This is a genomic window from Mycoplana sp. ABR4_002 (genome assembly GCF_056159645.1).
The window spans coordinates 2,013,400-2,035,480 of record NZ_JBSWVO010000001.1 but is presented as its reverse complement, the minus strand read 5'-3'; the positions used below and the strand labels follow the sequence as shown (position 1 = coordinate 2,035,480).

17 protein-coding genes and 1 pseudogene are annotated in these 22,081 nt (G+C 62.8%); 11 read left to right on the top strand and 7 right to left on the bottom strand.

What is annotated here, in order from left to right; genetic code table 11:
- The first annotated feature begins 3 nt into the window (after positions 1 to 3).
- Both ACXAGF_RS09885 and ACXAGF_RS09880 read left to right on the top strand, forming a co-directional pair.
- Positions 4 to 879, top strand: a complete 876-nt coding sequence (locus ACXAGF_RS09885) for an LpxI family protein (RefSeq protein WP_475016587.1) — start codon at positions 4 to 6, stop codon at positions 877 to 879.
- A complete protein-coding gene (locus ACXAGF_RS09880; RefSeq protein WP_475016585.1) occupies positions 879 to 2,060 on the top strand; it encodes a lipid-A-disaccharide synthase in 1,182 nt (393 codons plus the stop codon). The genes ACXAGF_RS09885 and ACXAGF_RS09880 overlap by 1 nt, the downstream gene beginning before the upstream one ends.
- A gap of 27 nt (positions 2,061 to 2,087) precedes the next feature.
- Here the strand turns inward: ACXAGF_RS09880 and gltA are convergent, their stop codons facing one another.
- On the bottom strand, positions 2,088 to 3,377 hold the full coding sequence (gene gltA, locus ACXAGF_RS09875; protein WP_475016583.1) for a citrate synthase: 1,290 nt from the start codon (positions 3,375 to 3,377) through the stop codon (positions 2,088 to 2,090).
- A 432-nt stretch (positions 3,378 to 3,809) separates the two neighbouring features.
- Here gltA and ACXAGF_RS09870 point away from each other — a divergent pair, with 432 nt between their 5' ends.
- A complete protein-coding gene (locus ACXAGF_RS09870) occupies positions 3,810 to 6,200 on the top strand; it encodes a ComEC/Rec2 family competence protein (protein WP_475016582.1) in 2,391 nt (796 codons plus the stop codon).
- Here the strand turns inward: ACXAGF_RS09870 and lexA are convergent.
- Both lexA and ACXAGF_RS09860 read right to left on the bottom strand, forming a co-directional pair.
- The gene (lexA, locus tag ACXAGF_RS09865) at positions 6,181 to 6,891 is read right to left on the bottom strand and encodes a transcriptional repressor LexA (RefSeq protein WP_475016581.1); all 711 of its coding nucleotides are present in this window, start codon (positions 6,889 to 6,891) and stop codon (positions 6,181 to 6,183) included. The genes ACXAGF_RS09870 and lexA overlap by 20 nt on opposite strands.
- 200 nt (positions 6,892 to 7,091) lie before the next feature.
- Positions 7,092 to 7,352: a YMGG-like glycine zipper-containing protein gene (locus ACXAGF_RS09860; RefSeq protein ID WP_475016579.1), complete on the bottom strand. Its 261-nt coding sequence runs from the start codon at positions 7,350 to 7,352 to the stop codon at positions 7,092 to 7,094.
- Between the two features lie 338 nt (positions 7,353 to 7,690).
- On the opposite strand from ACXAGF_RS09860, the gene ACXAGF_RS09855 reads away from it, so the two are divergent.
- From ACXAGF_RS09855 to ACXAGF_RS09830, 6 genes are all read left to right on the top strand, one after another.
- On the top strand, positions 7,691 to 8,773 hold the full coding sequence (locus ACXAGF_RS09855) for a patatin-like phospholipase family protein (RefSeq protein ID WP_475016578.1): 1,083 nt from the start codon (positions 7,691 to 7,693) through the stop codon (positions 8,771 to 8,773).
- Positions 8,774 to 8,912: 139 nt separating this feature from the next.
- Entirely contained in the window at positions 8,913 to 10,109 is a 1,197-nt protein-coding gene (locus ACXAGF_RS09850) for a GGDEF domain-containing protein (RefSeq protein WP_475016577.1), read from the top strand.
- Positions 10,110 to 10,171: 62 nt separating this feature from the next.
- Positions 10,172 to 10,336: a hypothetical protein gene (locus ACXAGF_RS09845; protein WP_475016575.1), complete on the top strand. Its 165-nt coding sequence runs from the start codon at positions 10,172 to 10,174 to the stop codon at positions 10,334 to 10,336.
- 948 nt (positions 10,337 to 11,284) lie between these two features.
- On the top strand, positions 11,285 to 11,956 hold the full coding sequence (locus ACXAGF_RS09840) for a helix-turn-helix domain-containing protein (RefSeq protein WP_475016573.1): 672 nt from the start codon (positions 11,285 to 11,287) through the stop codon (positions 11,954 to 11,956).
- A 182-nt stretch (positions 11,957 to 12,138) separates the two neighbouring features.
- Positions 12,139 to 13,674: a DUF1254 domain-containing protein gene (locus tag ACXAGF_RS09835; protein ID WP_475016570.1), complete on the top strand. Its 1,536-nt coding sequence runs from the start codon at positions 12,139 to 12,141 to the stop codon at positions 13,672 to 13,674.
- Positions 13,675 to 13,709: 35 nt separating this feature from the next.
- Positions 13,710 to 15,176: a DUF1254 domain-containing protein gene (locus ACXAGF_RS09830; protein ID WP_475016568.1), complete on the top strand. Its 1,467-nt coding sequence runs from the start codon at positions 13,710 to 13,712 to the stop codon at positions 15,174 to 15,176.
- 94 nt (positions 15,177 to 15,270) lie between these two features.
- On the opposite strand, the gene ACXAGF_RS09825 is transcribed toward ACXAGF_RS09830, so the two are convergent.
- Complete coding sequence (locus ACXAGF_RS09825; protein WP_475016566.1) at positions 15,271 to 16,176, bottom strand: LysR family transcriptional regulator; 906 nt, start codon at positions 16,174 to 16,176, stop codon at positions 15,271 to 15,273.
- Between the two features lie 102 nt (positions 16,177 to 16,278).
- On the opposite strand from ACXAGF_RS09825, the gene ACXAGF_RS09820 reads away from it, so the two are divergent.
- Positions 16,279 to 16,599 (top strand): nuclear transport factor 2 family protein, encoded by a 321-nt coding sequence (locus ACXAGF_RS09820; RefSeq protein ID WP_475016563.1) that lies wholly within the window; start codon positions 16,279 to 16,281, stop codon positions 16,597 to 16,599.
- Positions 16,599 to 17,108, top strand: a pseudogene (locus ACXAGF_RS09815) (oxidoreductase); the annotation flags it as partial. The gene ACXAGF_RS09820 and the pseudogene ACXAGF_RS09815, both read left to right, overlap by 1 nt.
- Positions 17,109 to 17,128: 20 nt before the next feature.
- Here the strand turns inward: ACXAGF_RS09815 and ACXAGF_RS09810 are convergent.
- From ACXAGF_RS09810 to ACXAGF_RS09800, 3 genes are all read right to left on the bottom strand, one after another.
- Positions 17,129 to 18,318, bottom strand: a protein-coding gene (locus tag ACXAGF_RS09810; RefSeq protein ID WP_475014455.1) for an IS3 family transposase whose coding sequence is annotated in 2 segments (ribosomal slippage) — positions 17,129 to 18,069 and positions 18,069 to 18,318 — 1,191 coding nt in all. Because the reading frame shifts where the segments join, the coding sequence is not laid out codon by codon here.
- 108 nt (positions 18,319 to 18,426) lie between these two features.
- Entirely contained in the window at positions 18,427 to 19,857 is a 1,431-nt protein-coding gene (locus ACXAGF_RS09805; protein WP_475019252.1) for a DUF2357 domain-containing protein, read from the bottom strand.
- A 164-nt stretch (positions 19,858 to 20,021) separates the two neighbouring features.
- Positions 20,022 to 22,040 (bottom strand): hypothetical protein, encoded by a 2,019-nt coding sequence (locus ACXAGF_RS09800; RefSeq protein ID WP_475016561.1) that lies wholly within the window; start codon positions 22,038 to 22,040, stop codon positions 20,022 to 20,024.
- Positions 22,041 to 22,081: the final 41 nt, after the last annotated feature.

Here is a 22,081-nt window from a genome sequence, read left to right as displayed (position 1 = left end):
CGCGTGGCGCCCCGGCCGGATGGCGGTCCGCGGCTCGCGATCATCGCCGGTAGCGGGCAATTGCCGGTGCATCTGGCGCTCGCTGCACGCCTCAACGGCGAGGATCCTTTCATCCTGACGCTGACCGACGAGGCCGAGCAGGACTGGTCCGGCTTCGACCATGCGCCGGTGGGCGTCGGCGATTTCGCCGCCCTCAGCCGGACCTTCTCACGTGAGCACATCGACCGCGCGGTCCTGTCCGGCGGCGTGAGGCGCCGCCCCGAATGGCGCGAGATCCGGCCGACCCTGCGAACACTGCTGGGCGTGCCCGGAATCGTGCGAACGCTCCTGAACGGGGGCGACGACGCTGTGCTGAAGATGGTGATCGGGCTGATCGAGGCCAACGGCGTGCGCGTCGTCGGCGCGCACGAAATCGCGCCCGACCTGCTCGCTGCCGAAGGGCCGATCGGCAAGTTCGCGGCGCGGGCCGAGGATCTGCGCGACATCGCCGCAGCCTCGGCGGCCGCGCTCGCGCTCGGCGCGCTCGATGTCGGGCAGGGGGCGGTGGCCATCGGAGGGCGCGTCGTGGCGCTGGAGGGGGCCGAGGGGACCGACCAGATGCTGGAGCGGGTCGCGGTGCTGCGCAAGGAGGGCCGCATCTCGCAGCGTCGTGATGGCGTACTTGTGAAACTGTGCAAGCCGGGACAGGACATTCGCGCCGACCTGCCCTCGATCGGGGTCGAGACGGTGCGGCGCGCCGCGGCTGCCGGGCTTGCGGGTATTGCCACCGAGGCCGGCCGTTCGCTGGTTCTGGACCGTGACAGCGTTGTCGCGGAGGCGGACCGAAGCCGCCTGTTCGTGAGCGGCATACTGCCGCGTCCCGGCGGGGGGAGGCGGTGATGCGGCCGCTCAAGCTCGCCGTGGTCGCCGGCGAGGTCTCGGGCGACCTGCTCGGGGGCGACCTCGTGGCCGCCCTGCGCCGCCAACTTCCCGGCGGTGTCACGCTGGTCGGCGTTGGCGGCGAGGCGCTGCAGGCGCAAGGGCTTGCCTCGCTGTTCGACTACTCCGAGCTGTCGATCATGGGCTTCTCGCAGGTGGTGGCGAAGCTGCCGACGCTCTTGCGCCGGATCCGCCAGACGGCCGCGGCGATCGTGGCGGCGAAGCCCGACCTGCTGGTGATCATCGACAGTCCCGACTTCACGCACCGCGTGGCACGGCTCGTCAGGCGACAGCTGCCCGATCTTCCGGTGGTCAACTATGTCTGCCCGAGCGTCTGGGCCTGGAAGGAAGAGCGGGCGCCGCGCATGAGGACCTATGTCGACCACGTGCTGGCCGTGTTGCCCTTCGAACCGGACGTGATGCGGCGGCTAAACGGGCCGCCGACCACCTACGTCGGCCACCGGCTGACCAGCGACGCGGATGTGGCGCGCGTCCGGGCCGTGCAGCTGGAGAAGGTTGCGCCCGCTTTGGACGCGGGCCTGCCCCGGACCTGTCTGCTGCTGCCGGGTTCGCGTGCGGGCGAGATTTCAAGGCTTCTGCCGGTGTTCGGCGACCTCGTGCGTGACCTGGCCGCCGGAGCCGTTCCGTTCACCTTCCGGCTGCCGACCGTGCCGCGGCAGGAAGCGCTGGTGCGCGAAATCATCGCCGGCTGGCCTGTGCAGCCGGAGGTGACGGTGGGCCCGGAACAGAAGTGGCAGGCGTTTCAGGCGGCGGACGTGGCGATTGCCGCCTCGGGCACCGTGCTGCTGGAGCTTGGCCTTGCGCGGATACCGGTCGTCTCCTGCTACAAGCTGGACTGGATTGCCCGGCTCTTGACGCGCAAGATCAAGACTTGGACGGCTGCCCTGCCAAATCTCGTCGCCGATTACGCGGTCATTCCGGAGTACCTCAACGAGGTCGTCCGCCCCGGCAGCCTCTCGCGCTGGGCCGTGCGGCTGTCGCACGACACGATCCAGCGGCGTGCGATGGTGGAGGGGTTCGACCTGGTCCACGCGCGCATGCAGACGGCGCGCCCGCCCGGCGATCAGGCCGCCGACGTGGTTGTCGACCTGATCAAACAGAAAAAGCCCGGTCTGGTGTGACCGGGCTTTTTTCTTGTCGGCGTCCCGTCAGCGCTTGGAAACGGGGACGTAGTCGCGCTTGGGCGCACCGATATAGAGCTGGCGCGGCCGACCGATGCGCTGCTCCGGGTCCTCGATCATCTCGTTCCACTGCGCGATCCAGCCCACGGTGCGGGCGAGCGCGAACAGCACGGTGAACATGGTGGTGGGGAAACCCAGCGCCTTCAGCGTGATGCCGGAGTAGAAGTCGATGTTCGGATAGAGCTTCTTCTCGACGAAGTACTCGTCGGTCAGGGCGATCCGCTCCAGTTCCATCGCCACCTCGAGCATCGGGTCATCCTTGATGCCGAGCTCGCCCAGAACCTCGTGCGTCGTCTTCTGCATGATGCGGGCGCGCGGGTCGTAGTTCTTGTAGACACGGTGGCCGAAGCCCATCAGGCGGAACGGGTCGTTCTTGTCCTTGGCACGGGCGACGAACTCCGAAATCCGGTCCGGCGTGCCGATCTCGGCCAGCATGTTGAGCGCGGCTTCGTTGGCGCCGCCATGGGCCGGGCCCCAGAGGCAGGCGATGCCGGCGGCGATGCAGGCGAAGGGATTGGCGCCCGAGGAACCGGCCAGGCGAACCGTCGAGGTCGAGGCGTTCTGCTCGTGGTCGGCATGGAGGATGAAGATGCGGTCCATCGCCCGGGACAGGACCGGGTTGACGACATATTCTTCGCACGGCACGGCAAAGCACATGCGCAGGAAGTTGGAGGCGTAGTCGAGGTCGTTCTTCGGGTAAACGAAGGGCTGGCCGATGTGGTACTTGTAGGCCATCGCCGCGATCGTCGGCATCTTCGCGATCATGCGCAGCGACGCAACCATGCGCTGATGCGGATCGGTGATGTCGGTGGAGTCGTGATAGAAGGCCGAGAGCGCGCCGACGCAGCCGCACATTACAGCCATCGGATGCGCGTCGCGGCGGAAGCCGGTGAAGAAACGGCTCATCTGCTCGTGCACCATCGTGTGGTGCGTGACGCGATAGTCGAAGTCGTCCTTCTGGGCCTTCGTCGGCAGTTCGCCGTAGAGCAGGAGGTAGCACACTTCGAGGAAGTCGCCATGTTCAGCGAGCTGCTCGATCGGGTAGCCGCGGTGCAGCAGGACGCCTTCGTCGCCGTCGATATAGGTGATCTTCGACTCGCACGAGGCCGTTGAGGTGAAGCCGGGGTCGTAGGTGAACGTATTGGTTTGCTTGTAGAGCGTGCCGATGTCGACCACGGACGGACCGATTGTCCCGGATCGCAATGGCAATTCCACCTTGTTGTCACCGACCGTGACTTCCGCGCTCTTGCCCGTCATGAGGACCTCCATTCGCTGTAGGGTGGCACAGCTGTGCCAATATTGGGGCGTCCGCCTTGCTAGCCCATCCGCGACGCCCTGCCAACCTAGACCAAAGGTACGTTTGTGCGCTGCAAAACCAGACATTCCGGCATTGCAATATCTACTGTTCCTCGCCAGTTGCAAGCAACCTATGCGCGAGGATCCAGAATTGTGGAGGTGGCATCCTTTCTCAGAGCGGACGAATCCTGATCCCGGATATCCGATTGCAAATCTAAATCACAAGTTGCAGTATGGTGCTGTCGCGTGGATACGGTCGGTCCCATGGGGGAGGGGAGCAGCACCAAAGTCGAAAGGGCAGCCGCCATGGCGGCGCGGCTGCGTGTGGAGGCTGGTCCGGCCGGCCTGCTCACCAGGATCCTGTTGCCTGCGAAGCGAGTGGTTAGCCGCGGGATGGCCTCCTTCCGTCCGGCGACCCTCGCCGCCGTCTGGGAGATCGAGCGCGACCACGGCTTCGCCTTCCTGCTCGTTCCTGTCTTCATCGGAGCGGGCGCCTGGTGCTGGTATGTCGTGCCGCACGATCCGCCGCCCTGGCCGCTGCATTCGATGCTCGCCGCAACCGGGGCGGTGGCGCTTTGCCAGCGCCATCGCTCCGGGTTCGGCTCATTTGCGGCGCGCTGCATGTTCTTTCTGCTGCTGGGCATGGCACTGGCGGCATTCGAGAGCTGGCGGCTGTCGACTGTCCTGCTGGATCAGGCCGTGACGACGACGATCGACGGGCGCGTCCTCGCGCGCGAGGCCGACGACCGGGGGCGGATGCGCTACCGGGTCGCCGTGCGGTCAACGCGCGAGCCGGTGCTGCGCCGGCCACCCGAGGTCGTCAACGTGATCGCGCGCAGCCCGCACGACCCGATTCCGATCGGCGGAGGAATCGCCGGACGCGTGCGCATCGGCCCACCATCCGGGCCGGCGCTCCCCGGCCTCAACGACTTCGCCTTCGACGCCTACATGGCCGGCACCGGGGCCGTCGGCTTCTTTTACGGGAAGCCTGAAACGACGCCGCTGGACCGGCCGACCGGCCGGTCGTACTTGAGGCAGGCGCATGGCCTGGTCGCCACCTGGAGAGCTGCCATCACGCAGCACATCCGGGACAGCATCCCGGGCGATGCGGGCGCGATCGCTGCCGCGCTGGTGACAGCCGAGCAAAGGGGGATCAGTCCCGCCACCATCGAAGCGCTACGGCAGGCGGGGCTGGCGCATGTGCTGGCGATTTCCGGGCTGAACATGGTGCTGGCCGCCGGCACCTTCCTGGTCGGTGCCCGGCTGGCCCTCGCCGCCGTCCCCGGCCTGGCGGAATGCTTTCCCGTCAAGAAGGTTGCCGCCGTGGGCGGACTGGTCATGGTCAGCCTCTATATCCTGGTCTCCGGCGGCGCGGTGTCGGCCGTGCGCGCCTGGCTGATGATCGTGGTCATGCTGGTGGCCGTCATGCTCGACCGGACCGCGATCAGCCTGCGCAACCTCGCACTCTCGGCCGTCCTCATCCTGACGGTGACGCCGTCCGCGGTCACCGGGCCGGGCTTTCAGATGTCGTATGCGGCGACCCTCGGGCTGGTCGCCGGCTATGCGGCCTGGCGCGATCGCCGGCCCCTCGGCGACAGCTCGCGACCGGCCCGCCGCTGGGGCCCGTCGGCGATCGCGACGTGGTTCCTCGGCGGCGTGATGCTGTCTTCGTTGATCGGTAGCGCGGCGACCCTGATCTACTCCGTCGGGCACTTCCACCGGATCCCGGCCTACGGGCTGGCTGGCAACCTGCTCGCCATGCCGGTCATTTCCGTGGTGATCATGCCGATGGCGGTCGTGGCCATGCTGCTGATGCCTCTCCGCCTCGACGCCGTGCCGCTGGCGATCATGGGTTGGGGAATCGACCGCGTCATCGGTCTGGCTGGCTGGGTTGCCGGTTGGGGTGGCGAACTGCTTACCGGACGGCTTCCACCGCTGGCTTTCGCGCTGGTCGCCGCCGGCGGCGGTTTGATCTGCCTGTTCCGGTCGCGGCTGGCTTTGCTGGCGGTCGCACCGCTGGCGATCGGCGCCGGGGTCGCGCTTTGCGGACGCCCGGAACCGGCGGCTCAACTGCTCGTTTCGGAGGACGGGAGGCTCGTCGCGCTCGTGTGGGCGGGTGAGGTGGCCACAAACCGCCCGCGGCCGCCGGTGTTCATCTACGACCAGTGGCGACGCGCGCTTCGCCTCGGCGACCACCGCCCGCCGGCCTTGCAGAAGGCGGGGGAGCGAACGGTCTCCGGTGCGCAACGCTCCGGCGACGGGCGCAGCGACAACGACAGTCCGCGCGAAACGGGTGGACGCCCGGACCGGATAGGGGACGCCATTGCCCCTGGCCGGCAAGTGATGACCGGCGGGGGCGCGGCAACAGCGGCGAACGCGGACCTGCGCGCGGCGCTTGCCGTTGCGACCAGAGAGCGGCGATTCGTTTGCCGTCGGGGGGAATGGTGCGCCGGCGTTGCGCAGGCGGGCTGGCGCGTCATTGCCCTCGAGGATCCGGTCCATCTCGGCAGCGCCTGTGACGCCGCCGACTTCGTCGTGGCCCCCCAGCACCTGCGCACCGGCGCCTGCCGGTCGGGGGCCCTGCTGATCACGGCTCGCAGCCTGCGCCGGACCGGTGCGCTTGAAATCGCACCGGTGACCGATCCGTCAGGCGTGATCGGCTACAATGTTCGCACCGCGGTGACGACTCTCGGGCGTCCCTGGAGCCGCCACCGGCTGTATGACTGGCGGTCGAATACGTTCGAAACGCCCGCGGCAGCGCCGATCACTGATACCGGCGGATGAGTCCGACCAGCTTGCCCTGGATCTTGACCCGGTCGGGTCCGAAGATGCGCGTCTCATAGGCCGGGTTGGCAGCCTCGAGCGCGATCGAGGCGCCCTTGCGGCGGTAACGCTTCAACGTTGCCTCCTCGTCGTCGACGAGGGCGACGACGATCTCGCCGGGATTGGCCGCGCTGACGTTGCGGATGATGACGGTATCACCGTCGAGGATGCCGGCCTCGATCATCGAATCACCGCGAACCTCGAGAGCGTAGTGTTCTCCGGCGCCGAGCATCTCCATCGGCACGGCGATATCGTGGGTGTTGTTCTGGATCGCCGAAATCGGCACGCCGGCCGCGATGCGACCCATCACAGGCACCGACACGGAGCTTTCCACGCCGGCAGCGGCCGTTGTGGCCGGGGCAGGGGCCGGCTTGCCGAGGCTGCCCTCGATGACCGAGGGCGAAAACCCGCGACGCCCTGCAGGGCTTGGCGAATAGGCCTCGGGCAGCTTGATCACCTCGAGCGCTCGGGCGCGATTGGGGAGCCGGCGGATGAAGCCCCGCTCCTCCAGTGCCGTGATCAGCCGATGGATACCGGATTTCGAGGCGAGATCGAGGGCGTCCTTCATCTCGTCGAAGGACGGCGGGATCCCGGTCTCCTTCATCCGCTCGTGGATGAAAAGAAGCAGTTCCTGTTGCTTGCGGGTCAGCATTGGCTTTTCACCCAGAATCGAAACAAATCCAGAACGGACACTATCTGTTCCCAATGTGTTCCGCAAGTGGATAAAATTTCGTGAACACGGCGTGAAGTTATTGCCGCAGCGCGGTTTTCTTTGCGCAGGCCGGCCCGGCGAAGGCGCCGCAGGTCGGCGCCTTGACCGGGCCGATTGCCCGCTTGGAGGAGGCCGGATGCCTACCGCGGGCAGGCGGCGACGTAGCGCCGGCCATAACGGTCGCGGTAGTAGCATTGGCCAGGCTGGCCGGCCACATTTCCGATCACCGCCCCGGATACACCGCCGATCGCCGCGCCGATCGCCGCTCCGCGAACGTCGTTGGTGATCGCGCCGCCGACGATTGCGCCGGTCGCGGCACCAATGCCTGCACCCTTTTCGGTCGGGGTGCAGCCCGCCGCGGCAATCCCGAGCAGAACGAGCAAAATGGAAATCCTGATCATGCGCTTTCCTTCCTCTCTCGTTGGCAGTTAATCACGCCGGCCCGACGCGGCCCGAGCTTGGTAACGTGGTCGCGGTCCCGCTCGACCACAGCCAGCGCCACGCTCTTGCGGCGTGGCTGTGCGCGGACCCTTTGAAGATATAGGGCGGAGAAGGGGAGGACCTAGGGCGGGTGGGCGCAAATTGTCGTTGTCTGGCTGCAGCTTGGCCGGCGTGCCATTTGCCGGCGCGCATCGTCCCATGGCCGGGTAGGGCCAGGGGTAGTCCTTGATCGGATGCGTCGGCGCGACTATGGGCGTATTATCGGACGCGGCGTCGCGCCGACGAGTGGAAGAATTTCATGGACGAACGTGCCAAGCTGGACCTGACGGACGAGGGCCAGACCGGATCCTCCTCGGTCGGATCGCGGTTGCCACGGACCGTGAATCTGGCGCTCCAGGGCGGGGGCGCGCACGGGGCGTTTACCTGGGGCGTGCTCGATCGATTGCTGGATGAGCGCGACCTGTCCTACGAGGGCATCGTTGCGACCAGTGCCGGCGCCATGAACGCGGTCGTGCTGGCCTACGGGCTGGCGGACGGCGGTCGGCCCGGAGCGCAACAGGCGCTCGAGGCCTTCTGGCGCCGGATCAGCCAAGCGGCCGCCTTCAGTCCGTTGCAGCCGAGCCTGCTCGACCGGATGACGGGGTCGAAGACGCTCGACCATTCGCCCGCCTTCGTCCTGTTCGACATGGTGACGCGGCTGCTGTCGCCCTACCAGTTCAACCCGCTGAACTACAATCCGCTGCGCTCCGTGCTGGAGGAGTCGATCGACCTCGATGCGATCCGCAGGTCGCGCTGCTCGATCAAGCTGAACGTTTGCGCGACCAACGTGCGCTCCGGCAAGGTCAAGGTATTCTCGAACGACGAGATCTCGATCGACGCCGTTTTGGCCTCGGCCTGCCTGCCATTTCTGTTCCAGGCGGTCGAAATCGACGGCGAAGCCTACTGGGACGGCGGCTACATGGGCAATCCCGCCATCTACCCGCTGATCTACGGCTGCGAGACGCCGGATGTGCTGGTGGTGCACATCAATCCGCTCGAGCGGTCGGAGCTGCCGCGCAGTGCGACAGAGATCCTGAACAGAATCAACGAGATCAGCTTCAACTCCTCGCTGATGCGGGAGATGCGGGCGATCGCCTTCGTCACCGACCTGATCGAGTCGGAGGCCGGCAAGGCGCTTGGCCTGAAACGCATCTTCGTCCACAGCATCTCCGACGACGAAACGATGCGGGGTCTCAGCGCCTCGAGCAAGCTCAACGCCGACTGGAGCGCGCTGCTGGACCTGCGCGACCGCGGCCGGCAGTGCGCGGACGACTGGCTGGCGGGCAACTACGACGCGATCGGCAAGCGTTCGACAGTCGATATCCGCGCCCGCTACCTGTAGGGCGCCAGGTTCATGCATCATGCGATGCTCCGCCGGAGGAAGGGCTTCGGGCGGCGACGTTGGCAATTTCGTAACCGTCGGCAACCATAGTCGGCGCCATATTCAGAAAGTCATTTTTCAACATTGCTTTGATGTCGGCATGGACAAGTCCTACCTGCTTTCCGCAATTCTCCCGGTTATTTCCACAACCCTGTCGATCACGTTCCTCGCGCTCTGGCACCGCCAGCGGCAGCGGCTCTATGTCTTCAACTGGTTCCTGGCCTATGGCTGCGCCGCGGTCGGATCGTCTCTCGACATCGCGCGAATCCTGATCGACAACGCCGCGCCGGTCTCGGTTGCGGCGAACATGTTTCTCGTCGGGGTCGCATTCTTTGCGGTTCGCGGGGCGATCCTTCGCCATACCGGCCGGACATGCGATCGCATTCTCGTGCCGATCTACCTGGTGACGAGCATCGGGGGTGTGTGGCTTGGCGTCGTGGCACCGAGCATCGTGGGGCGCGGACTCGTATCCAGTGCGGGGGCGGCCATCATGTTCCTGCTCGCCGTACGGGTCATGGCGAGGCGGGCGGAAGCCGACAGGCTGGACCGCCTGACGATTGCGACGTTCGCCGTCTCGGCCGTGGTGCTGCTGGCGCGGCCGATGATCTCCTATCTCTACGAGGGGCCGCTGCAGGAGGAAGCACAGATTGCCGGCTCATTCTGGATCGTCTCGTTCAAGCTGTTCGCGATGCTGTCCTGGTTCGCCACGGCCCTGCTTTTTCTGCTGCGAATCACGACGGACCTGATGAAGGAACTCGCCGAACAGTCTCTCACCGATCCCTTGACGGGCATCGCCAACCGTCGTGGGCTGTTCGCCGCGGCCGGTCGGTTGCTCGAGAATGCCGGCCCGTCTCGCCCGGCTGTCCTGATGCTGTTCGACATCGATCATTTCAAGGCGATCAACGACAGTTACGGGCACGGGGTGGGCGACGCGGTGATAAAGGGACTCGCCGATGTCCTGCGTAGGGCCTCGCACGACACGGGATGCGCTATTGGACGGCTCGGCGGGGAAGAATTTGTCGCGGTCCTGCCTTCCGTGCCGCTGGTTGCGGCGACGGCCTTTGCCGACGAACTGAGAAAGGCCTTCGCCGCCGGATCCTATCATGGCGTGCCGCCCTCGCATGCCGTGTCGGTCAGCATCGGCATTGCCGAGCACGTCGGGGGCGAAAACGTCGAAGCGTTGATGGGACGTGCCGACGAAGCCCTGTATGCGGCCAAGCGCGACGGACGGAACCGGGTTTCGGTCGCCGTCGCCGAACATGCGCGTGCCGTCAGGGCGCTCGCCCGTTCGGCCTGAACGTCAACCGTCTCCAGTCGACTTTAGCGAACTCTAAATCAATTGCGGGCAAGATAAGCGCCATGCGCTTCTTGTTGTTCACGTTCATTCTGCTGTGTGGGCTTGTCGCGGCCGATCAGGTCGCAACGGGGGGGCAGTATCTTCAAGCCGGCTGGGCACAGGCCAGGGAGCAGGCGAAGGCGTTTCGCTCCGAGGTCGAACGATGGGTCGGCGGCGTCGGCCTCTAGCGCGCCGATGACCGGTCGCTTCTGCGGCCAGTTGGTCTCGCCGGGCCGATTCCATGGCAAGTCCGTTCTTTCGCGACTTCATCGTCCGGCTTTTGCGTAGGCAATCCGACGAAACGCCGTTCACGTCGGCGCCGGTTCGCCGATGGCATATCGCGCCAGAGCACTGGACGAGATCGTCTACGGTCGTGCGCCAGCGGATGCCGGCGCCACTGGCTTCGTGTGCGCGGGCCGGGCAGGATCGTCGTGCCGCATCGATGAGCGCCGTCTCGGCGCCCGGGGGACCTCGGACACCGGTTGGCAGGCGGCTGGACATTTGGCCAGGCGGTACCGTCGCGCAGCGTGGGGAAGGCGGTCGTTCAACGGCGGCTAGGGTATCAACAACAGAGCCTGAGCAGTTCCAAGATAAGGGCCGCTGGCCGCATCCCCGGAGCCAAAGAGAATCAAGAGTATCGATCCGAGGGGCACTTCAAATTAGCCGACCGGTCAATGTGACAGCGGTTCGACCCTTGAGCGCCACATTGGCCGGCCGCTGCAATCGACCGAAGGTCCTCTGGACACCGTTGAAAGCTCCTCTAAGTAGCCCTTCGAGGCAGCAGACCTCACGTAGTCTAAGTTGCAGGAGATTGATCCGACACCGGGGGCTGTTTCGGGATGGAGAGAAGGCTGCAGCATATCGCAAGTCACTGGCAACGGATCGAGATATCACAAGTCGAAGATTTGTCGGACGCAGTGCGTGGGGCCGGGATGGAAGCCACACAGATGGCGTGTGGCAGGCTCTCTGGAAGCCTCATATTTTCCGAGCAGTGCAGTGTAACATATAGCAGCGGCTTCATAGGCGGACGTGTGGCGCTCCGCGGACCCCTGTCGCCAGACACGCTTTCGTTGGGTCTTGGTTTGAGGCTGCCCGGGTCGTCCTGGCACTCTTTCACCGAGGTCAAGACCGGAAACGTGGCCATCTATCACGGCGGTGACGAGCACGATTCTCTCTATGCGCCAGGTTCCATGTACGCCGTAGCGACTATTTCCGCTGATCAGCTTGAGCAGGAAGCTGCACGATACGAAATGGTGCTCGACAAGGCTGCGCTTGGCGGAACCGGGATCCACAGTCAATCGATGTTGCCAGAGGCGGTCACCGCGCTTGCCGCCGAGTTCTCCAACGCCCACGCTGGCCGCCCGGCGCGGCCCGATCTGGGGCCGATGCTCCTGCGAGCGCTTATCAAGCATCTCGGTCGTCCACCTCATGAGCAGGAGCGCCGGGCAAACACCCATCTCCATGCGAAGATCGTGGCGCGGGCAAGAGCCCACATAGTCGAACATCTTGCGGAGCCGATAGCTCTTGATGACATCGCCGCCGCCGCATTCGCGTCACGTCGTACGCTCTACCGCGCTTTTGCCGACATCTTCGATGACACTCCGCAAACTTACGTCCGACGCCTCAGGCTCCACAGAATATGGCAGGGCCTCGCTAGCGACCATGAAAGGGCATGCACGATCGCGGTGGTGGCAAATGCTTGGGGCATCAGCGAACTGGGTAAACTGGCTGGCTGGTATCGCCAAATGTTCGGGGAGCTGCCCAGCGAAACGCTGGCCGCGTTTCCAAGAGCTCCAGCCGTCCCTTAGTTTGGCAACCTCCGCGGAGAAAAGCCGAACGCAACCGTCATCGCGCGATCCGATTGCCTGGTCTCGGGCGTCTGGCTTTGAATTTGGCAAGAAACGCATAGCCGCCTGCAGGTCCAGCGCCTAGTCTGCTCAAAATCCGGCACATCAGCATTGGAACGCCAATCAGCAGAAGGCCGAGCATCATGAAACGCATAGTCGCATTTTCGTCGGTGACCGCTGCATTCCTGGCACTCGGACTGGCGGGGTCCGCGTTGGCCGAGCAGGCACGCTTCAATGATCTGGCCAACCTGCCGTTCGAGCAGAACCGTCCCACGGCCGAGACCGCCCAGACGCTGAGGGACGAGCTTCTTTTCCAGCAGGCAACCCAGGCCTATCTCTGGGCAATGCCGCTCATCAACACGCTGGGCATGAAGTTCGGTTCCGAACAGGTATTCGGAGCCGGCTACAACGTCTTGCCGGTCTGGAAGGAGCGGCTCGATACCAAGACACTGGTGACCACGCCGAACTCCGACGTGATCTACGCCATGAGCTACGTCGACATGGGCGAGACCGGGCCTATCGTTTTCGAAGCCCCCCCGAATCTCCAGGGCATTCTGCTCGATTTCTGGCAGCGGCCGATCCCGGTCGATGGCGGCAAGTTCATGGGAGATGTCGGGTTGCCCGGACCGGATGCTGGCAAGGGCGGCAAGTTTCTCGTCCTGCCGCCAGGCTACGAGGGCGACGTGCCGGAGGGCTACTACGTTTATCGCTCGGGCACCAACAACCTCTTCATCTTCCTACGCGCCTTCTATCAGGATCCGAGTGACCTCTCTCCCGCGGTCAGGCTGATGGAACAGGCCAAGGTCTATCCGCTGAACCTGCCCGAGGGCGAGCGCAAGCCGATGGAGTATCCGAACGCCTCCGGTGTTTCCGCGAACATGCTTCCTCGGTCGGACATCTCCGCATTCGAACAACTGAAGTGGCTCGTCGACCGGGAGGGCCGGAACCTTGCCGGCCCGGAGGGTCTCGGCATGCTGGCCAATATCGGCCTGGTCGAGGGCCAGCCCTTCACGCCTTCGCCGAAAGCGCGAAGAATTCTCGATGATGGAGCCAATGTCGCGTACAAGATGAGCCGGGTCATCGGGCTAGACGAGGAGGTCGATGGTCGCTCTCTTCTGGTCTGGCCGGACCGTCGGTGGACGAACCCGATCAACAACGCGGCCGAACCCGGGCCGGAGAAGTCGCTCGATTTCCACTGGGTGAACCAGCCGCACGGCTACACCGACATCGCACGGCGGGTCTGGATGTTCACAGACTATTACTCCATCAGTCCCGGCATGGTGTCGCTGACACCCGGGCGGGGGGCTTTCTATGCGATCGCCTTCAACGACGACAAGGACGAGCCGCTTTCGGGCGACAACAACTACAAGCTGACGCTCCCTCCCGATGTCCCGGCGGAGCTGTTCTGGTCACTGACCCTGTACGAGGCGGAGAACGCATCTGGCCTGGCAACCGAGGCCCGTCGTTTCCCTTCGCTCGGATCACGCGACAAGCCAATTGAGAACGCCGACGGAACCATCGACCTCTACATCGGACCCATGCCCCCGGAGGGGAAGGAAGCCAACTGGCTGGCGACGGCACCCGGTCGAGGTTTCTTCGCCATCCTCCGTCTTTACGGTCCGGGCGAGCGCGCCGTCGACTATAGCTGGAAACCCGGCGACCTCCAGAAGGTGAAATAGCAGCGCGGACGCCCGTCCGCCGAAAGGAAGATTCGATGTCAAAGCTGGCACATGCGACCCTCTACGCTGCGCTGTCCCTGAGCGCCGCCATCCCCTCTGTCTATGCGCAAGAGACCCCAGACACGCTCGACACCCGCGTCGGCACGCTGCACTTCGAAAGCGGTTATCCTTCAAAGGAGACCGTCAACAAGCTCTATGACGAAATGGACTTCCAAAGGGCGTCCCAGGCCTACATCTGGGGCGTCCCCGCCGTCGGCCTCAACGAGTGGCGCAGGGCGCACTACAATGTGTTCAAGGGCAAGAACGGCGAGATGTTGACCTATCTCGATTTCGCCGAGAAGCTCGGCATCCTCACGCCGAACTACACAACGCCTTACATAGCCACTTTTGTCGACCTGCAGGAATCCGGCCCCTTCGTCATCGAAGTCCCTGCGGGCCTGATCGCTGGCATGGTTCTTGACCAGTGGCAGCGGGTGATGGCCGATCTCGGTGTCGTTGGACCGGACATGGGCAAGGGCGGCAAATATCTGATCCTGCCGCCGGGCTATGGTCCGGTCGAGGCGGATGGGTACTACATCATTCAATCGACGAGCCGGGATGTGCTTGCTGGCTTCCGCCTACTGGATGCCGACAAGGAAAAGGCGATTGCCGAACTGGTACCCTTGATCAAGACCTATACCTGGACGCCCGAAGGAACGGGGACGCCAATGCCGGCGCGCGCGGCCGGCGACCTGAAATGGAGCCAGATGCCGCCCCATGGGCTGGCCTACTGGGATAGCCTCAACGAGGTTATCCAGCGAGAGCCGGTCGAGGAGCGGGACCGTTTTATGATGGCGCAGCTCAGATTCCTCGGCATCGAGAAGGGCGAACCCTTCAAGCCGGACGAGCGCCAAAAGAAGATACTGGAAGACGGCGCGATCGTTGGTGAGGCGATGGCCAAGGTGAACACCACGGACAAGCGCGTCGAGCCGCCATTCTGGGAGGGAACGAACTGGAAGCATGCGCTGGTCGTCTCGGTCGACCAGAAGGCCAATACGTTTGACCAACTCGATGAGCGGGCCGCCTGGTTTTACGAGGCGGTCGTGATTTCGAAGGCGATGCTGACCCAGACTCCCGGCGTCGGCCAGCGGTACATCGCCGCGTACAAGGATGCCGACGACGCCTGGCTCTCGGGCGAAAACAACTACAAGCTTCATGTGCCGGCCAATCCGCCTGCGAAGGGCTTCTGGTCAGTCACGGCCTATGACGAGGCAACCCGGCAGATGCCCGTCACCGAGCAAGGACGACCTGACATCTCGTCGCGCAAGCAGGACATCGTCAAGAATGAAGATGGGTCCATCGACGTCTACTTCGGACCCACCGCTCCCAAAGGCCACGAGGCCAACTGGGTACAGACGAACCCCGACAAGGGCTGGTTTGCCTACTTCCGCTTCTATGGCCCGACGGAAGCGTTCTTCGACAAGTCCTGGGCGCTGCCTGACATCGAGAAGATCGGCTCATAGGCCCATAGTCCCATTGTCCCGACGCCGTCGGCCATACCTGTTGGGAAGCTTCTGCTTTCCAGCCGTGATGCTCGCTTTCGGCACGCCGCAAGGACTAGATCGCCGGGCGCCTGGAGATCTCGCGCGCCATTTCCAGGAATGCCTTCATCCCGGCAGACAGATGGCGCCTGCCGGGATAATAGAGACACAGCCCTGGAAACGGCGGCGTCCAATCTTCCAGAACCCGGATCACGCGTCCCGCTTCGATGTCCGGCAGGATTTCCTGTTCCATCGTGTAGCCCATGCCTGTGCCCTCGAGAACCGCAGCCCTCACCAGGCTGGCCTCGTCGAGTGCGATCGGCCCTCGCACGTCGATCTGTACCGGCACCCCGTCTTTCTCAAACCGCCACTGGTACATGGAGCCGTCAGGCAGGCGAACGCGAATGCACCTATGATTGAGAAGGTCCGGAGGGACCATCGGCTTGCCATGCTGCTCCAGATAGCCGGGAGAGCAGACGACGGCATGTCGTTGGGGCCAGCCGAGCGAGACCGCTATCATGTCGCTCGGAACGAGGCCAGCAACCCTTACGCCGAGATCGAAGCCGTCCCTGACGATATCGACCATCTTTCCTTCGGTCACCAGGTCGACATTCATATCCGGATAGCGGCGGAGGAATTCGAGCACGAGCGGTGAGATGATGGCGCGGGCCGCGAAGGGCGCGGCATTGATGCGTATTGTTCCCGACGGCGTCTCGCGCTGTGAGCGTACCGCTTCCAGAGCGCCATAGATGCCCTGCAGGGACGGCGCGACCTGCTCGACAAACAGCTTTCCGGCATCGGTCAGCGAGACGCTGCGGGTGGTGCGATTGAAGAGCCGGACGCCAAGGCCAGCCTCGAGCTTTGCAATTGTATGGCTCAGCGCGGTGGTGGACGTGCCGAGGTCAATGGCCGCCGCTCGGAACGTCCCAAGCCGGGCAATGGCGATGACCGATTCAAGTTCCTTCAGGCTAGCGCGTTCCATTGTCCCGATTTGTTCAATTTCACATGCAGGTTTATCCCACTTATCCGTGAAATGGTCGAGGGCTATCTATCGAGCATGATCTGGCAAATGAGGAGAAACTCAATGGATATGCCCGGAGTGGTGCAGGCGTTCTTTGACGCTGATCGCCGAAATCATGCGGAGGCACTGGCTGCGACCTTTGCAGTCGGCGCCGTGGTGGAAGACGAGGGCGTTCGCCACCAAGGTGAGGTCGCAATCCGTGACTGGTGGATGAAAGCAAAGCGGAAGGCGCAATACATCGCCGTGCCGATCGAGACCAGGCTCGACGGCAGCAGTGCCTTCGTCCGCGCCGAGGTCAGCGGGGAGTTCCCCGGCAGCCCGGTGACGCTTACCTATGCCTTCGCCATCGAGAACGGGATGATTGCCAGATTGGAGATCCGGTGATGACGGACTTCCTCGATCTGAAGGGCAAACGTACGCTCATCACTGCTGGAACGAAGGGCACCGGCGCGGCAACTGTCAGTCTGTTTCGCGAACTCGGCGCGAAAGTACTGACGACCGCGCGTGGGCGTCCGGAAATTCTGTCCGAAGAATTGTTCGTCGAGGCCGACCTGTCGACCGAGGAGGGATGAGCAGCTGTTGAAGAGGCCGCGCGCCGAGGTCTCGGCGGCGTCGACATCATCGTTCATATGCTGGGTGGCTCGTCGGCGACCGGAGGTGGCTTCTCAGTGCTATCGGAAGGCGACTGGCACAAGGAGCTGTCGCTGAACCTCTTTCCAGCCGTTCGCCTGGATCGGCATCTGGTTCCTGACATGGTTGCGCAGGGAAGTGGCGTGGTCGTGCATGTCACATCCATACAGAGAGTTCTGCCCCTCCCGGAATCGACGACTGCCTATGCGGCAGCCAAGGCCGCGCTCTCCACCTACAGCAAGGCAATGTCGAAGGAGGTTTCTTCTGACCTTGCCCCCAAGTTTTATCCAGTTTTGAGTTCGCTCCAGCGGTTTTGGGTTGCAACACTTGGGGCGGTAGCGGCGGGTTGCGGTGCGGAGCCATTTCGGCCGCGCAGCACCGCATCACGTCGCGGGTTGATGGTCCGAGCGTACTCGGCAGGTGTCAGCCAGCCGAGGCCAGAGTGCGGTCGGTGATCGTTGTAGTCGCAGCGCCAGTTTGAAAGCGCTGATCGGGCATGGGGCAGGGACGAGAAGAGGGTTTCATTCAAGAACTCGTCTCGCAGCCGCCCATTGAAGCTTTCGATGAAAGCGTTCTGGATCGGCTTGCCCGGCGCGATGTAGTGCCAATCCACCTTGGCCCGGTCCGTCCATTGCAGGATCGCGTTGCTGGTGAACTCGCTGCCATTGTCGCTGACGATCATCTTCGGTTTGCCACGCGCCTCGACAATCCGGTCAAGCTCACGGGCAACCCGCAGGCCGGAAAGCGACGTATCGGCGACGAGAGCGAGGCATTCCCTCGTGCAATCGTCGACGACCGTCAGAACCCGGAACCTGCGTCCATCGGTGAGTTGATCTGACACGAAGTCGAGCGACCAACGATCATTGGCGGCCATCGGGATCAGCATCGGCGCTCGTGTACCGATCGCTCGCTTTCGACCGCCACGTCTGCGTACCGTCAGCTTCTCCTCCCGATAGAGCCGGAAGAGCCTCTTGTGGTTCACAAGGTGGCCCTCGCGTCTGAGCAGCACATGAATGCGTCGATAGCCGAAGCGGCGGCGTTCATGCGCCAGCGCCTTCATCCGCTCGCGAAGGTCATGATCGTCGCTGCGCCTGGTTTCGTAACGGATCGTCATCCGGCAAAAGCCGATGGCTTTACACGCCCGCCGTTCGCTCATCCGATGTTGGTTCATCAGATGCGCGACAGCTCTCCGCTTGGCTGCGGGCGTCACCACTTCTTTCCCAGAAGGTCTTTCAAAGCAGCATTGTCGAGCATCGCGTCCGCCAGGAGCCGCTTCAGCTTCGTGTTCTCGTCCTCCAGCGTCTTCAGCCGCTTGGCTTCCGACACGTCCATGCCGCCGAACTTGGTCTTCCACTTATAGATGCTGGCATCGCTGACGCCGTGCTTGCGGCAAAGCTCCGAGACCGGCATGCCCGCCTCATGCTCCTTCAGAATGCCGACGATCTGTTCGTCTGTGAAACGGTTGCGCTTCATTCCCTGGTCCTCTCAATGGCCAGAGCTTACTTCAAAATGGATTAGGTCAGCGGGGCAAGGTCATCGCGTCTGGCCGGCGATTACTGGCGCCCGGCACACGAGGGCACGTTAATTTTCCGGCGATGATGTTCGCAGGGTATTCAAGGATGCCCGTAGCACCTCATTGAACATTTGCTCGGCGCCGGGTCGAATCATAACGGTCGTCGGTCTGTCGCTTTGCAGTATTGCGGCACCAAGTGGAAATGACCGGTCCGGATGGACCGCCGCTGCTCCTATGACTGGCTTCCTGCCGTGAGAGCTCACGATGGCATCTCTGTAGAAATGAAGGCTTCTCACGCCGTCTTGGAGGCTTTGCCCGGTCCGATACTTGGGATCCAAAATCACCATCGATTTCGCATTCCGCGCACCGTCAAGTGCAAGAATGGAGATGTCTGGGACCGCGCCTACCACCGTAGTACGCAAGCCATATTTGCCCGTTTCAGGTCCGAGCCGAAGCTGATAATTAAGAACAATGTCATCCCCCAGTGGTACGGTCCAACCAGCATCTTGCGGTAGTACCCACCCGAGACCCTCGTTCGACGGCAATCCGTTCAGACCTGCGCGGATCGCATCATGCGACGCGGGAAAGTTATCAGCCACCGCCATCAAAAAACCTCCGAGGCACCACATCTCATAAAGGAGAGGGGTCTCGGCGATTGGCAGTGAAACCTGCAACCCGTTTTCGCCCAACCCCTGCCGTAGCTTCATCGCTATCGTGAAGGCGGATCTGTAGCTCGGCTTCATCGTGAAGATATTAGTCGGTCTCAGACTTCTGTCGGGTTCAATGCCGTAGAAGACATCGCGGCGTCGCATCTTCTCGATCTTCGCTCGCCAGAGAGTGATGTCGGAGAGTAGCATACTCCGGTTGTGGCGGCCTTCGGCGACAAGGGCAAGTGTCAAACGATTGCAAACGCCGTCGAGCCAGTTCAAGAACCCGAGCAAGGCCCGGTGTTCGTAGATTGAAGAATGCCTGCTTTGGCGACTCTGTTGGATCCTTTCGACTAGATGCCCGCCTAGTGCGGCCACGAGGGCAGGCGCTGCTGCGATCTCCGCGGTCGTGGCGCGGCGCACACGCGGACTGCGAAGTGCCATTTTAAGCGCGGCGTTCGTGACCTTCCTCGCCCGAAATAGAGACACGTCCTCGTGCTCCGATGAGTACCGGTTCACGGGGCGGTCAGCGATCCTGTGAACCGCCGTGTCCAGCAAGTCGATGTAAGAGCTTATGAGATTGAAGGTCACAAGCCGGTTGCTCTCACCAATCGCGGCGCTGGCAGGAATCGTCGCTCCTATCAGTCGGTATATGGCTCTCGTCCAACCAGTAAGATCTTCCAGCATTGCGGAATATTGTTCGACGGTCAGTTTGGCGAGGACTGGACTGACAACAACGTTCGCGCTGGCGACAACCTTGTCCTTTCTCATCACCTTGAACGCGAGGGATCCGGCATAAAACCCCAAGTCCAGTACGAAGTACGTCTGGCCGCGGATAATATGGCGCCCCATCGAGATTGCACCCACCCGTACCTCCCAGTCCCAAGGGATTTCCGCATCATCTAGCCGGACGTCGAAGTGGTACTGCCTGTTCTCGCGGATGGTATCAGGTGCTAAGGCATTCCTTGGATAGAAATTTATCAAAGCCCCAGTGTCTGGATCGACGAGTCGAATACTTACTCCCAAAACTGGAAGCTTCCCAACTTGCCATGATCCGAGATCATTCGTTCCACGATTTTGAGCGACCTCGATTTTTTCGGGAGCTTCGAGATCGTTGCTTTTATCGAGTTCAACGTCGCTGACCATTGATCGCCCTCTCCACGGAGCTTTACGAGCACCTTCTGAGCCAATTGAGCGTCCAAAGCTGCGGCGGCGTCGAGTACTCCGTCGGAGCTGGCGACCGCTTCGTCAATGAAACGGACAATTGCCTTCGCTGTACGGAAGCCGAAGTGTCGATGAACATCCCGCAGGGATTCCCATACGGCAATGAGGGTCGATGCAATTAAAGCCCTGTCCTCGGCCGACAGGTGCGTCGTTGCTTGAAGCCATTCGGTCAGGGCGCCATCGATCTTGATGTCACTGGTATCGATAACCTGGGCGCGATCGAGAACCTTATCGCTGATTTCTGCAGTGGTTTCGTCGACATTAATGGTGCCAAACAAGAACATGTTGGGCGGCCACCTTATGGCCTTCAGTGTCCCATTCTCAAGGATTCCATGATCGATATCGAATCCCGATTCCATGGCGCTGAGACAGTCGGCTAGGTAATGTTCGACGGGGGCGAGATTCATCTCGTCCAGACAGACGAAGACCGGAAACGCGCTCTGCCCTCGCAGTCGGAATTCAGCGTCCGCCGCTTCGAGCGCCTGCATGAATCTAGGTCTAACGTATTCTCCCTTGACCGGGTCGGCGTAGCCAAGAACGTTCGAGACGTCGGTCCAGTCTGGCCGGACCTCGATCTGATGGAAAAACGGACGAGCGGGGATGGGTGTTTGGTATACCGCGGACGCCAACGCGGAGACAAGCTTCGACTTCCCGGTGCCGCTAACGCCCCGCAGGATGACGAAGTTCTTTCCATCTCCGGAACGAACGGAGGCGACGATCGCTGCGAGAAGGTCGTCCGAGTATCGCAAGTCAGGGGTGTAAGTCGCGATAGCAGCCTTTAACTTGCCTAGCGTGAGCTCTCGGATCGGAGTGAATTCCCCGGGAGGGTTCTCCATGGGTGAGCTGACTTGTGCACCGTCGAAATGGGCAACCACATTCCCCTCGTAGAGCCACTCGATCCACTCGTTCTTATCCTCCATTTCAACGTGTTTGGGCTGCGCGGCGACCGTCTGCTTGACGATGTCCCGGACATCCTCTGGCACCGTCCACCAGCCATCTCCCGTATTGCCAGGAGATTCGAGAAGGAGTTCGCCGAAGCCGGCTAGCTTGAGGAAAGGGGTGAACCGCTGATCCTTCAACTGCGACACGGGTTTCTTATTTTTGGGCGCACTCGTTCCTGCTGGCCAGGTCCGTGCGGCGAGGTAGCCCTCATCGTCGTCGGAAGATCCGATCCATTCTGAGTAGCCTGACTGGCTTCTTGCTTCGGCAACTCGTCTGACGACGTCGTCGATATTCTCGTCGCGCATGGTGCGCATAATCTCGCGGTTTACTTCATCCCAATGCAGCCTAAAGTCGAGGAGGCATGCCGCCCGAAGCACCATCCAGTAGGGGTGTACGCGGCAGCCTTGAGGCCACTCCTTTCGATTAACCGGATTGTCGGACTGAAACCTGCAGAGGAACGCCAGCGCCTCACGCGCGACATGCCTGCGAAGGCCGTTTTCATCCGCGAGGTCGTGAAGGATTCGACCTAGTCTGGCCAGCCTCGTTACCCCGACTTCCGGCTTGATCACTCCGCAGAGTTCCAGCGCCCTATGCGGGTTCCTTGGCCGGCCGGTCAGGTTGGTCTCGCCCAGTTCCGATGCCGCAAGCCGCGCGATCTCGTCATCACGCCCGCGCTTTCCTTCCATGCCAAGCAGGACCTTAGTCCAGGATTTCGCGTTGAAGCTACCCTGCAGATCCGTGAAGTTAAGGGAGTCCCTTATTCCCGTCGGCCATCGCGACGTCGAGCTTTCAGATGATTCGTCGGTGACGTCGCCGTCATCCGCGTCCGTCTCTTCGTTCAGATCCTTGTTGAACTCGACCTCTTCCATACCCAATCCTAGCTGGAAACTACTGAAGGCAGATTTCGGGC

Excerpts from the sequence above, each read along its gene's own strand:
- ACXAGF_RS09880 (WP_475016585.1), top strand. The coding sequence starts at position 879 with ATGCGGCCGCTCAAGCTCGCCGTGGTCGCCGGCGAGGTCTCGGGCGAC.
- gltA (WP_475016583.1), bottom strand. The coding sequence starts at position 3,377 with ATGACGGGCAAGAGCGCGGAAGTCACGGTCGGTGACAACAAGGTGGAA.
- ACXAGF_RS09870 (WP_475016582.1), top strand. The coding sequence starts at position 3,810 with ATGGCCTCCTTCCGTCCGGCGACCCTCGCCGCCGTCTGGGAGATCGAG.
- lexA (WP_475016581.1), bottom strand. The coding sequence starts at position 6,891 with ATGCTGACCCGCAAGCAACAGGAACTGCTTCTTTTCATCCACGAGCGG.
- ACXAGF_RS09860 (WP_475016579.1), bottom strand. The coding sequence starts at position 7,352 with ATGATCAGGATTTCCATTTTGCTCGTTCTGCTCGGGATTGCCGCGGCG.
- ACXAGF_RS09855 (WP_475016578.1), top strand. The coding sequence starts at position 7,691 with ATGGACGAACGTGCCAAGCTGGACCTGACGGACGAGGGCCAGACCGGA.
- ACXAGF_RS09850 (WP_475016577.1), top strand. The coding sequence starts at position 8,913 with ATGGACAAGTCCTACCTGCTTTCCGCAATTCTCCCGGTTATTTCCACA.
- ACXAGF_RS09845 (WP_475016575.1), top strand. The coding sequence starts at position 10,172 with ATGCGCTTCTTGTTGTTCACGTTCATTCTGCTGTGTGGGCTTGTCGCG.
- ACXAGF_RS09835 (WP_475016570.1), top strand. The coding sequence starts at position 12,139 with ATGAAACGCATAGTCGCATTTTCGTCGGTGACCGCTGCATTCCTGGCA.
- ACXAGF_RS09830 (WP_475016568.1), top strand. The coding sequence starts at position 13,710 with ATGTCAAAGCTGGCACATGCGACCCTCTACGCTGCGCTGTCCCTGAGC.
- ACXAGF_RS09825 (WP_475016566.1), bottom strand. The coding sequence starts at position 16,176 with ATGGAACGCGCTAGCCTGAAGGAACTTGAATCGGTCATCGCCATTGCC.
- ACXAGF_RS09820 (WP_475016563.1), top strand. The coding sequence starts at position 16,279 with ATGGATATGCCCGGAGTGGTGCAGGCGTTCTTTGACGCTGATCGCCGA.
- ACXAGF_RS09805 (WP_475019252.1), bottom strand. The coding sequence starts at position 19,857 with ATGGGGCGCCATATTATCCGCGGCCAGACGTACTTCGTACTGGACTTG.
- ACXAGF_RS09800 (WP_475016561.1), bottom strand. The coding sequence starts at position 22,040 with ATGGAAGAGGTCGAGTTCAACAAGGATCTGAACGAAGAGACGGACGCG.